This window comes from Pedobacter frigidisoli (assembly GCF_004331675.1).
Lineage (GTDB): Bacteria > Bacteroidota > Bacteroidia > Sphingobacteriales > Sphingobacteriaceae > Pedobacter > Pedobacter frigidisoli.
In genome coordinates this window covers 241,139-253,648 of the sequence record NZ_SJSN01000001.1, presented here as the reverse complement: position 1 = coordinate 253,648, position 12,510 = coordinate 241,139, and the positions used below count along the sequence as shown (strand labels likewise).

Below are 12,510 nucleotides of genomic sequence, written 5' to 3'. Positions count from 1 at the left end.
AATTTATCTGATTACCGCAACTGCGGCTTTTTTCTTTTTTTTATTTCTTCCGATCCATATCATCACGCCTGTAATGGGCATGCTTGCTGCAACTAAACTGGCCAAAAAGGCAATTATTTTACCCGCCAATCCAGCAATTGCGCCAACATGGATATCATAATTCATACGCATTATTTTATCGGCAACTGATGCATTTTTCAACTTTCCAAAAACATGTTTCACCTCTATTTCTTTCAACGTATGTTGATCAAAATAGCGGTAGTCTGCTTTCCAATAGGTTTCGGTATCAGGATTTTTGGCTACTTCTATCGATGCCTTTTCATTTTCTGGAACATGAACATCCAAACTTCCAGTAAATTTTGGATCGGAATCTATGTACGATTTCCAAATTTTATCTGCAGCTGAAGCATTTAATTTCAACTTAGCAGTTCCTGTCGTATCAGAATAGGATTCTTCGAATTGATTGAGCGTTTTACCGCCAGAACTAACAAAATACACCGATTTGGCAAACCATTGAAAACCCATTATCATGCCCGAAAGCGCAATAAAAATTATTATCCAGGTGATGTAGAAACCGAGTACATTGTGGAAATCGTAATTTACCCGCCTCCACTTTGCATTCCATTTCACCGTAAAACGTTGTTTTGATGCAGCCTTATTTTTTGGCCACCACAATATTAATCCGGATATTAAAAGCATCACAAAAATTAATGTGGCACTGGTTAATATGGGCTGACCAATTGTTGGCGGCAACCATAAATAATAGTGGCCCATGATCACAATCCTGAAAAAATCATCATTCATGTTTTTAACTTTCATCACTTCGCCAGTGTATTGATTTACAAAAACGATGTAATAATATTCTGGATCGAAATTGTAATAAACAACCTGGGCTGTTTTTCCGGGCTGGTAAGTAATGCTATGAGCATGTTTATTGGGTAATGCTTTATCGGCTATTAGTTTCAACTGCGTTGGTGGTAACAAGGCTTTGTTTTGTACCTCAAGATTTCTGTAGGGTTGAGTTACATTTTCAATCTCTCGTTCAAAAGCCAAAATACATCCGGTAATGCCCAAAAAGCATACGAATAGCCCGGATGTTAATCCGAGCCATAAGTGGATTCTTCCAATCCAATATTTTAAGGTTTTATTTTTTTTCTTTTCAGACATGAATGCTGATTAAAATTTATACGCTACAGTTACTCTGTAATTTCTTGGTGCTTCGGCTTGGTAATAGTAAGCTTTTAACCACTCGTAATAGGATCCGGTAAATAAGTATTTGTTCAAGATGTTAAAGGCATTACCAGTAATTTTAAATTTTGGGCGCTCGTAAAAAAGTCCTCCATCTAATTTAAAATAGTTAGGTAATTTCTGTAAACCAATACTCCAAGTGTCAGTCGCACGATCTGCTAAATAAGTAAAGCCTGCAGAAATACCCGAGCCTTTAAGAGCGCCTTTTTGCAAAGTATAAGTTAACCATGCATTAGATACATGTTTGGCAAAACCTGGTATAACATCGCCAACATTAATGCCTGTAACGCCTGGTGTAACCTCGGTTACTTTAGAATCTGTGTAAGCATAGTTTGCAATTAAAGTTAAACCATCGGTTATTTTACCACGCAAATCGAACTCAATCCCTTGCGATCTTTTCTCACCTAAAACAACGTTAAAATTTTGTCCTGGTGTATTTGTTGGATCAGCAGTTAATTCATTTTGCTTAAGTATTCTGTAAGCCGATAGTGTAGTATTCCATTTTCCATCGAACCAATCTTTTTTAATCCCGATTTCGTTGTTTGTTCCGGTAATTGGTTCAACTTTTCCACCTCCGCGAATTAATCCGCTTTGAGGAGTAAAAGCCTCGTCATAAACTGCGTAAACTGCTGTGTTCTTATCGATAGAAACACTTAAGCCAACACGAGGAGTAACTTTTTTAGCTTTATCTGGTTCGCCGCCCCAAGCTGCCTGACTTACATAAGTATAACGGCCAGCAAGTGTTAAACGAACCTTGTTTTCAAAGAAACCAAGTTCATCTTGAACGTAACCACTTAAATACTTTGATGACATTAATCCGCCTGCATTAATTGCTCTTTGTTGTAGTGAAGTTTCACGATCGAAGCTTGGATAGCCATTTGTTGGGAAACCATAATTCGGATTGTTCAAATCGAAAGGGGAAGTTGGTAAATCTAAGTCATGCACTTGACCCCAATCTGCCATGTAGTTTTTCTTTCCTCCATCAAAACCAGCTAAAATCCGGTGGTTAATGCCAAAAGTTTTAGCTTGACCATTGATAAATAATTGAGCCAATTTCATGCTGCTTTCCGCATCCCAAATGGCAACATTTCTAATTACGGTACTATTTTCATTTACCGCAGATGGCCATGAACTATATCCGTTTTGTAAATATTTGAAATAGGCTGCTTGAGCAGTTAACTTCCAGGTATCGCTAAAATTATGTTGCAAGTTTAAGAATAAGCTATGATCGTTAATACGGGTAGCTGGTATCCCAGGCTGGGTCATAGTTAATTCTCTTGGATAAGCTGCATAACCTATTGGCGAGAAAATATAGTAAGAACCAACCTCGGTCATTTTAGCATTTTGCAAAGTGTATTCTGCCGTTAATTTGGTTTTATTGGTAATTTGATAGCTTATTACGGGAGCAAAACTGTAACGATCGTTTTGCTCATAAGGTCTAAAAGATCCTTTATTTTGAACTGCCGCATTCAATCTGAATAATAATTTCCCGTCGGCAGTTAATTTGTGATCAAAATCTACAGTGGTTCTATATAAGTCATAACTTCCAACGGTTAGCGAAACCTCACCTCTGTTAAAACCTGTAGGCTTTTTAGTTACTACGTTATACATGCCACTTGGATCGCCATTGCCCAGCATAAAACCCGCCGGACCTTTTACAAATTCGACATGATCTACAAAACTCATATCTTCAGTTAATGGTCCCCAAAAAGATGAAACTACATTAAAACCATTTCGCATGGCTTGAATTTGAGACCCACGCATGGTAATATTGGTGTACATATCGCCCCAGTGTTCTACCCTAACCGCACCACTTACATTTCTAATTAAACCATCGCTCATGCTAATAATTTGCTGATCTTTTATTACTTGATCACTAACGGTTTGAATATTTTGAGGTGCTTCTAATAAAGGCTCATTTAATCTTAATGAAGCTGAAGGCAGGCTAATTTTATAGCGATTGTTTTTGCCAGCAATCGTAACGTCTTCCAATACTTGATCGGTTTCTACAAGAGAGAAGTTTATCGTTTTATTTTCCCCAGCGTTTATTGTAACGTTCTGTTCTGATGGTTTAATGCCCACAGCCGATGCCACAATTGTATAAGTGCCTGGCTTAATACGATGTAGTGTAAAATTTCCTTTCTCATCCGTAGTTGATCCGATTCCTTTGCCCTTCAGCCCTACAGTGATATAGGCAGCGGGCTTGCCGTTTGATGTAGTTATAAGGCCTTTGATGCTGCCTAATTGTTGTGCAAGTGCCGATAGGGACAAAAATGAGAGTAAGAGCGCTAAACTGAATAGTTTGGTTTTATACATGCTATATTTATTTGGATTAATTCTAAACAGCTGCAAAATAACATCACAAAAGTTTATAATCCAAATTATTTTGAACAATTCTAAATAAGAGACGTGTTTAATATAGAACTGCCATCAAACCCCTATTGAAACAAAATTAAATTGTATAGGAGTAGCAATTTTACAAATTTTAGTGGGAAAGATTTGTTAAAAATGTCTTGACAATTTAGCAAGACATTTTTATAAAAAGAAAAGGTGATTATTTAATGAGAATAGCTTGAAGATTGAGCGGTCTTTCTGTGTCATTTGCCGGTGTAATCAATCCGCCACAAATAATGTCGTAATGATACCCAGCAACAAATGTAGTACTTGCTAAACTTGTTTTCACGGCACCTAAATTAGAGTCTTTTGCATCAAGAGCATACGTTCCTGCATCAACAGCAATAAAACCAGATGCTGATTTATAAGCTTTATTTGTAATTAACGATGTGGTTGCTGCAGATTTTGCTAAGTCTAAAGCTGGCGCATCAGGCGATAAGTTAATAAAACGAATATATGCCTTATCTAAAGATGGTGTTGAAAGATCGTCACCGATGGTTAGCCCATCCAATGCCCCCAGCTTGTTTATCAAATAAAAAGAATATGATGTATTTTGATTTAGTGAAATGGTTTTGGTAAACAAACTAACAGCAGAGCTTGCGGTAGTAAAGTTGATGTTGTATGATCCTGCAGAATATGAAGAATAAGCTACAGCTCCAGCATAAGGTAGCGCAACTGTATTTAGCATCGTTCCATTAAAATAGGCATTGTAAGTTGCTGATGTTGGAGATGCATTAATAACTCTTAGGTAAGAAATTGTGGTATCGGTCTCTTCCTTTTTGCAAGATAATGTAGTGGCTAAGAAGAAAAGGATAACTGTAAAATAACTGAAATTTTTAAGTGTAAAGTTTTTCATAATAATTTATTGGGATTTGATTTTGAATTATTCTGTATTTGTAAAACGATGTTGAACTAACATTCGCTACAGATTACAAAGATTGCGTTTAAACGATTATAACGCATGTTAAATGATGTTAACAGGTGTTAAAGTTTTACCTGTGGATTTAACAATGTTAGAACGTAAACAATTCTTAATGGCGAAATAATTTATTCATTATCAGGAGAGAGCAAACAAAAAATTAATTCATCTGTTCGATAAAAGTTTACAAAGTCGTTCTTAAAAGTTAACGATTAGATAATAAATAGACAGCTATATTTGAAAACCTAAAAACCTCAAAAAATGATTAAAAACATCTCAAAATTCGCTTTAGTATCTATGGGCGTTTTAGCTCTTTCCTCTTGCGGTTCATCTCAGAAAGATAAACCAGCAGATACCACCATTACAAAAACAGAAACTACGGTTACTATTCCGGCAAAAGCAGAAAATGCACCCGAAGGTGTAGATTATTTAGTTAGTCCTGATACGGCAATTCTTGGTAAAAATAGGGAGGCACTGGTAAAGGTAACGGAAGCAAAATCTGTTGTTTTGCAAGATGCAGATGGTAAATCTACAGGTTCCGAGCTTACCGTTAAATTATTGATTACAAATAAAAGCACTTTAGATGCCAAAAAATATTTTTCAGTTTCTGCTTCCGATGCAAGATTAGAACTGGATAATAAGACAGCTGTTCCAGGTAGTAAAGAAAGTGGCAGTACTGAGCCAGATGCTGAAGCTTCTACAGAAGCTATATGGAAATTCCAACTTCCTGCAGGTACAAATCCTAGTAAGCTTAACTTCTTTTTAGATGGAACTAGGGTCTCAGTTGGATTAGGAAAAAAATAAACAAATGAAAGCTTTTCCTATTTAAGGGAGAGCTTTTGCTTTTTTACTTTAGTATAAAAATGTAAAAAAGTTAAAAACTATTGTAGAACCCGATTATTATTTAAACCTTTGCACCTCAATAGAGTTAAAGCCTTTTGGTACGCAAGAAATGATTAAACAATTTTTACATAAACTTTCTGTTATTTCAGCACAATATGTTGCTGCGATGAGTTTGTTTATTAATCGTTTTCAGCCTGTATTCTATTATCCCTTAAGTCGGCAAAATTTTACGCCGCGTATTTAGTACATCTTACTAATACTATGAGGAATTGATCCTCTCTAAAAACCCAATTAACAAGAATACCTTAATTTTTCGTTAGAAAACGAATGGATATTAATGAATTTATAGTACAAGTCGCCATTGCTGAGCATCATGTCTTTGCAGAGCAGATTGTAACTGAAATGGCAGAATCCGCAAAAGCTCGCGGTACTGGTATTGCAAAGCGTTCTCCAGAATATGTTGCCAACAAAATGATCGAGGGCAAGGCTGTAATCGCTTTTCATAAAGATGGCACTTGGGCAGGCTTTTGCTATATCGAAACCTGGAGCCATGGCCAATTTGTAGCCAACTCTGGTTTAATCGTTGCTCCTGAATTTAGAAAGGCAGGTTTAGCACACGCGATTAAAGAAAAGGTTTTCGATCTTTCTAGAACCTTATATCCTAAAGCAAAGATTTTTGGATTAACCACTGGTTTAGCTGTAATGAAGATTAACTCTGATTTAGGTTACGAGCCGGTTACTTATTCTGAGTTAACACAAGACGAAGAATTTTGGAAAGGTTGCCAAAGCTGTGTAAACTTCGAGATTTTGAAAATGAAGGAACGTAAAAACTGTATGTGCACTGCCATGCTTTACGATCCTGCCACTCAAAAACACGATGCAGCGAAAAAATTTGCTGAAGAATTACAAAGAAAGCCAAAATTATACGAGCGCTTTATGCGGATTAAGCAACAGTTAGTTGTTAAGCCTAAGCCAAAATCTGGATTAAAATCCCTTTTATTTTTATTTACCCTTTTATTTAAATAGAGATGATTTAGAAGAAATTAGATTTGAGAATAGTTGCGCTCAATATCTCATATCTCATATCTCAATATCTCAACATCTCACATCTCAAATTATGATGAAAAAAGTTGTTTTAGCATTTAGCGGAGGTCTTGATACCTCATTTTGTTGTATTTATCTTGCTCAAGATCGTGGTTTAGAGGTTCACTCCGTAATTGTAAATACTGGTGGTTTTTCTGACGAAGAATTACAAGAAATAGAGAAAAGAGCCAATGCTTTAGGTGTAAAATCTCATGCTGTGGTAGATGAAACTGCAAGTTATTATGATGGATGCATTAAGTATTTGATATATGGTAACGTACTTAAAAATGCTACTTATCCACTTTCAGTTAGTGCAGAACGTGTTAGTCAGGCTACAGCGATTGCCAATTACGTTAAAAAAATCGGTGCAGATTATGTAGCTCACGGAAGTACAGGTGCAGGTAACGATCAAGTGCGTTTCGATATGATTTTTAATATCATTATTCCAGAAGTTGAAATCATCACACCAATCAGAGATTTGAAATTATCCCGCGAAGCGGAAATAGAATATTTAGCTGAACACGGTGTAGAATATAGTGCAGAAAAAGCAAGATATTCGATTAATAAAGGTTTGTGGGGAACTTCTGTTGGAGGAAAGGAAACTTTAACTTCCAACGAAACTTTACCGGAAAGCGCTTGGCCAACTCAGGTTTCAGAAACTGAATCTCGTAAGCTTGAACTAACTTTCAAGAAAGGTGAATTAGTAGCCATTGATGGCGAAACTTTAGAGCCTGTTAGAGCGATCCAAAAATTGCAAGCCATTGCTCAACCTTATGGCATTGGTCGTGATATTCATGTTGGCGATACGATTATCGGTATTAAAGGTCGCGTTGGTTTCGAGGCTGCGGCTCCAATTATCATTATCAAAGCACACCATACTTTAGAAAAACATACTTTAACCAAATGGCAGTTGAGTTGGAAAGAGCAATTGTCCTCTTTCTACGGTAATTGGTTACACGAAGGTCAATTCCACGACCCAATTATGCGGAATATCGAAGCTTTCTTAGCTGATACCCAAAAAGTGGTAAGCGGTAAAGTATTTGTAGAGTTATTGCCTTATCGTTTCCAAATTATTGGTATTGAATCTAACCACGATTTGATGAGCAATAAATTTGGAAGCTACGGCGAAATGAACAATGCATGGAGTGGAGAAGACGTTAAAGGTTTCTCTAAAATTTTCGGTAACCAGGTAATGATTTGGCATAAAGTTAATACCCCCCAGCCCCCTAAAGGGGGAGCTTAAAACCCAAAGTAAAAATATGGCACAAAACATAAACGACGGAACGGAAAGCCCCTTTAGGGGTTTGGGGATTAAAGCAGGAATAATTGGTGGTGCAGGTTACACAGGTGGCGAAATGCTACGTATCCTAATCAATCATCCAAATGTTGAAATTGCTTTCGTAAATAGTACTAGTAATGCAGGGAATTTAATTTCTGATGTACATACTGATTTAATCGGCGAAACGGATTTAAGGTTTGTTAGCGATGTTCCTCAAGATATTGATGTATTGTTTCTTTGCGTTGGCCATGGCGATGCGAAAAAATTTTTAGCTGCTAATCCGATTAACGATAGTATAAAAATCATCGATTTATCACAAGATTTTAGACTTTCAGCAAATGCTAGTTTTTCGACTCCGGACTCCGAACTTCAGACTAAAGACTTCGTTTACGGTCTTCCTGAATTAAATCGCGATAAAATTAAAACGGCAAGCAACATTGCTAACCCAGGTTGTTTTGCTACTTGTATTCAATTGGGATTATTGCCTTTGGCTGCAAAAGGTTTAATTAAAAGTGAAGTTCATATAAATGCTACAACAGGCTCCACAGGAGCTGGACAAGGTTTAGCAGCGACTTCTCATTTTAGTTGGAGGAACAATAATCTATCGATTTATAAAGCTTTTGAGCACCAACATTTAGATGAAATAACCGAGTCATTACAGCAATTGGGTTATCAATCAGATAAAAAGGGATTGAGTTTTATACCTCAAAGGGGAGATTTTACCAGAGGAATTTTAGCAGCAATGTACATTGAGTGTACTCTTGGTGAAGAAGAAGCTTACCAACTTTATACTGATTTTTATTCCGAGGCGCAATTCACACACGTTAGTCGGCGAAACATCGATTTAAAACAAGTAGTAAACACTAATAAATGTTTGATACACTTGGAAAAACATGGTGATAAACTTTTTATCATTAGTGTAATAGATAATTTGCTCAAAGGCGCAAGCGGACAAGCGGTTCAGAATATGAACTTAATGTTTGGCTTGGAAGAAACCGCAGGTTTGCGTCTGAAGGCATCTTATTTTTAATCACATGTCATGCTGAGCTTGTCGAAGCACCTACAAAAGAGATTCGCAAGCTAAGAATGACAAAATAACTCCTAAAAAATGCAACTATTCGACGTTTACCCTCTTAACGATATAGAAATTACAAAAGCATCAGGCAGCAATGTTTGGGATGCTAACGAACAAAAATATTTAGATTTATATGGCGGTCATGCTGTGATTTCGATTGGACACACCAATCCGCATTATGTAAGTCGCCTAACCGACCAATTAAATAAAGTTGGTTTTTATTCCAATTCGGTTAAAATTCCTTTGCAAACCCAATTGGCAGAGAAATTAGGTCAGGTTTCAGGAAAGAAAGATTTTCAGTTATTCTTAGTTAATTCAGGTGCAGAAGCCAATGAAAACGCTTTAAAACTTGCCTCTTTTTATAATGGCAGAAAAAAAGTAATCGCTTTTACGGGCGCTTTCCACGGGCGAACATCTTTAGCGGTTGCTGTGACTGATAACCCTAAAATTGTTGCCCCTGTTAATCAGACAGAAAACGTAATTTTCTTGCCTTTTAATAATGAAGTTGCTCTTGAAGAAACTTTTAAATCGCAGGGCGATGAAATTTCAGCAGTAATTATCGAGGGCATTCAAGGTGTGGGTGGAATTAAGGAAGCCTCAAAAAGTTTCTTACAAAAAATCCGTTCACTTTGTGATGAATATAATGCTGTTTACATTGCCGATTCAGTTCAATGCGGATACGGTAGAACAGGTTTGTTTTACTCGCACGATTATGCTGGCGTTGAAGCTGATGTTTATACCATGGCGAAAGGAATGGGTAATGGATTTCCGGTAGCGGGAATTTCTATTGCACCAAAATTTAAACCTTGGCATGGTGAATTGGGTACTACTTTTGGCGGAAATCACTTAGCTTGCGCTGCGGCTTTAGCTGTTTTAGAAGTGATGGAAAAAGATAACTTGATGAAAAATGCTGAAGAAATCGGTAACTACTTAATTAAGGAATTGAAAAAATTCGAGCAAGTAATTGAAGTTCGCGGTCGTGGGTTGATGATTGGAATTGAATTACCGGAAGCACTTGCTCATGTTAAGAGAGAACTATTATTTACACACCATATTTTCACAGGCGAAGCTAAACCAAATGTTATCCGTTTATTGCCAGCCTTGAATTTAACCAAGGCACATGCTGATGAATTTTTGGTGGCGTTTGGGAAATTGGTAAAATAATAAATACACTCGTCATTGCGAGGCAAGAAGCAATCTTACAACTATGAGTGGGTTTCTACCGCTAAAAGATTGCTTCGTACCTCGCAATGACGGAACTTTAAAATGAAGTTGAAGCAATGCTAATTGGCTTGTTGAAACATTCACGACCATAATTGGTTAAAGTTTAGATTTTGAATTCTGTATAAATCTCGCAGGAAACTTTAGTCTTTAAGCTTTAGTCTTTAAGCTTTAAAAAATGAAACTTTTCACTTCCGTACATGATGTTTCGAGCATCAAAGAATTTGTAAACGATGCGCTTAAATTAAAGGCAAATCCTTACGCACATCAAAGTTTGGGTAAAAATAAAACCTTAGGGTTGGTTTTTATGAATCCTAGTTTGCGTACCCGTTTAAGTACTCAAAAGGCTGCTTTAAACTTAGGTATGAATGTGATGGTAATGAATTTGGATAAAGAGGGTTGGGCTTTAGAAACTCAAGATGGTGTAGTAATGAATGGCTCTACTGTTGAGCATATTCGTGAGGCTGCAGCAGTAATGGGTCAATATTGCGATATTCTAGGATTACGTTCTTTCCCAAAATTAAACAATCGTGAGGAAGACTACAGTGAAGATTTCTTTAACAAATTTGTGAAATATTGCGCTGTCCCTGTAGTGAGTTTAGAAAGTGCAACTCGCCATCCTTTACAGAGTTTTGCTGATATTATTACCATTCATGAAACGTGGGCCAAGAAACCAGACGGTCGTAAACCAAAAGTTGTTTTAGCTTGGGCGCCTCATGTAAAAGCATTGCCACAAGCAGTTCCAAATTCTTTTGCAGAGTGGATGTGTAAAGCACAAGCCGAGGGAATGATTGATTTTACAATCGCTCAACCCGAGGGTTATGAACTTTCGGAAGATTTTACACCAGGTGCAGATATTCAATATAATATAGAAGAAGCTTTATCTGGCGCCGATTATGTTTATGTGAAAAACTGGAGCAGCTACAAAGAATATGGTAAGGTTTTAACTTATCCCGATGGCTGGATGATGAATAATGAAAAATTGAAGTTCACAAATGATGCAAAAGTGATGCACTGTTTGCCCGTTAGACGTGATTTGGAGTTATCTTCTGAAATTTTGGATGGACCAAATTCGTTGGTAATTCATGAGGCAGGAAATCGTTTATGGGCAGCACAAGCTGTAATTAAGGCGATGTTGGAGGAGTTGTAAAATAGCTCGTCATTGCGAGGTACGAAGCAATCTTACAACTTTAGGTTAGCAATTTGCTTTAAGATTACTTCACAGGCTCGCAATTAACAAATTATAATAGTATGGAAAGAGGTGGATGCGTTTATATAATGACAAATGTATTTAACAACATTTATTATACAGGAGTTACATCTGAGTTGAGAAACCGTATTTGGGAGCATAAAAACAATGTCTATCCTAAAAGGTTCACATCAAAGTACAAATGCTACAATCTTGTATATTTTCAATTCTTTCCAAATATTGAAGAAGCTATTGCAGAAGAAAAACTTATAAAGGGAGGAAGTAGACAACAAAAGATAATCTCGTAAAAGGTTTGAATTCAGAATGGGTAGATTTGTTCGAGACACTAGACTAAATAGAATAGCGCATTAGGATTGCTTCGTACCTCGCAATGACGGAAATACAGAATATGAAACAACTTACAATCATAAAAATTGGCGGAAACGTAATTGATAACTCTGAAAACTTGCATCAGTTTTTATTGGATTTTACGGCTTTGCCTGGCGATAAAATTTTGGTTCATGGCGGTGGTAAAATCGCAACCGAATTGGGCGAAAGCTTAGGCATTGAAGCTAAAATGGTTGATGGTCGTCGAGTTACTGATATTGAAACTTTGCGGATTGTAACCATGGTTTATGCTGGCTTGATTAATAAAAATATGGTTGCCCAATTACAAGCCAAAGGCAGCAATGCCATTGGTTTAACAGGCGCCGATGGGAATATTATCAAGGCTAAAAAACGCCCTGTAAAAGAAATCGATTACGGGTTTGTTGGAGATTTAGATGAGAATTCTGTTTCTTCGACTATGTTGGATAGTCTGCTGAAAGCAGGATTAGTACCGGTTTTGTGTGCCATAACGCATGATGGTGACACGCAATTGTTAAATACCAATGCTGATACCATTGCATCATCTGTTGCGGTTGCTATGTCTGCTTTATATGAAACGCGTTTGGTATATTGCTTTGAGAAAAAAGGTGTTTTGAAAGATGTAAATGATGATGATTCAGTAGTTAGGGAAATTAAAGCGGAAGAATTCGACGGTTTAAAAGCTGATGGAACGGTTCAGGGAGGAATGATTCCGAAATTGCATAATGCTTTCGAGGCCATAAAAAAAGGGGTTTCTACTGTATATATTGGCAAAGCTGATGAATTAGCAGAACTCGCTGAGGGAACTTTTGGAACTAGTATGAACCCCTAAATCCTTCCGATGTAAAATCGGAACAGGCTCTAAAGGGGACTTGTCGTAATGCTTAAGCGTT

General features: G+C 36.9%; 11 protein-coding genes. 8 read left to right on the top strand and 3 right to left on the bottom strand.

The features are described from left to right. Positions 1–3 precede the first annotated feature (3 nt). The 3 genes from EZ449_RS01030 to EZ449_RS01020 all read right to left on the bottom strand — a co-directional run bounded on the left by EZ449_RS01030 (position 4) and on the right by EZ449_RS01020 (position 4,498). Entirely contained in the window at positions 4–1,167 is a 1,164-nt protein-coding gene (locus tag EZ449_RS01030; RefSeq protein ID WP_131556095.1) for a PepSY-associated TM helix domain-containing protein, read from the bottom strand. A 9-nt stretch (positions 1,168–1,176) separates the two neighbouring features. After that, positions 1,177–3,564 (bottom strand): TonB-dependent receptor, encoded by a 2,388-nt coding sequence (locus EZ449_RS01025; protein WP_131556094.1) that lies wholly within the window; start codon positions 3,562–3,564, stop codon positions 1,177–1,179. Positions 3,565–3,802: 238 nt separating this feature from the next. After that, complete coding sequence (locus EZ449_RS01020; RefSeq protein ID WP_131556093.1) at positions 3,803–4,498, bottom strand: DUF4397 domain-containing protein; 696 nt, start codon at positions 4,496–4,498, stop codon at positions 3,803–3,805. A 324-nt stretch (positions 4,499–4,822) separates the two neighbouring features. Here EZ449_RS01020 and EZ449_RS01015 point away from each other — a divergent pair, with 324 nt between their 5' ends. The 8 genes from EZ449_RS01015 to argB all read left to right on the top strand — a co-directional run bounded on the left by EZ449_RS01015 (position 4,823) and on the right by argB (position 12,449). Further along, the gene (locus EZ449_RS01015) at positions 4,823–5,365 is read left to right on the top strand and encodes a hypothetical protein (protein ID WP_131556092.1); all 543 of its coding nucleotides are present in this window, start codon (positions 4,823–4,825) and stop codon (positions 5,363–5,365) included. Positions 5,366–5,731: 366 nt separating this feature from the next. Continuing rightward, complete coding sequence (locus EZ449_RS01010; RefSeq protein WP_131556091.1) at positions 5,732–6,430, top strand: GNAT family N-acetyltransferase; 699 nt, start codon at positions 5,732–5,734, stop codon at positions 6,428–6,430. Positions 6,431–6,521: 91 nt separating this feature from the next. Next, positions 6,522–7,730: an argininosuccinate synthase gene (gene argG, locus EZ449_RS01005; protein ID WP_165499664.1), complete on the top strand. Its 1,209-nt coding sequence runs from the start codon at positions 6,522–6,524 to the stop codon at positions 7,728–7,730. A 16-nt stretch (positions 7,731–7,746) separates the two neighbouring features. After that, positions 7,747–8,796: an N-acetyl-gamma-glutamyl-phosphate reductase gene (gene argC, locus EZ449_RS01000; protein WP_131556090.1), complete on the top strand. Its 1,050-nt coding sequence runs from the start codon at positions 7,747–7,749 to the stop codon at positions 8,794–8,796. Positions 8,797–8,874: 78 nt separating this feature from the next. After that, positions 8,875–10,005 carry an aspartate aminotransferase family protein gene (locus EZ449_RS00995; protein ID WP_131556089.1) on the top strand — a complete coding sequence of 377 codons (1,131 nt, stop codon included), beginning with the start codon at positions 8,875–8,877 and terminating at the stop codon, positions 10,003–10,005. 235 nt (positions 10,006–10,240) lie between these two features. Then, complete coding sequence (locus EZ449_RS00990) at positions 10,241–11,212, top strand: Rossmann-fold NAD(P)-binding domain-containing protein (protein ID WP_131556088.1); 972 nt, start codon at positions 10,241–10,243, stop codon at positions 11,210–11,212. A gap of 101 nt (positions 11,213–11,313) precedes the next feature. Next, positions 11,314–11,559 carry a GIY-YIG nuclease family protein gene (locus tag EZ449_RS00985; RefSeq protein ID WP_225872189.1) on the top strand — a complete coding sequence of 82 codons (246 nt, stop codon included), beginning with the start codon at positions 11,314–11,316 and terminating at the stop codon, positions 11,557–11,559. A gap of 101 nt (positions 11,560–11,660) precedes the next feature. Continuing rightward, positions 11,661–12,449, top strand: a complete 789-nt coding sequence (gene argB / locus EZ449_RS00980) for an acetylglutamate kinase (RefSeq protein ID WP_131556087.1) — start codon at positions 11,661–11,663, stop codon at positions 12,447–12,449. Positions 12,450–12,510: the final 61 nt, after the last annotated feature.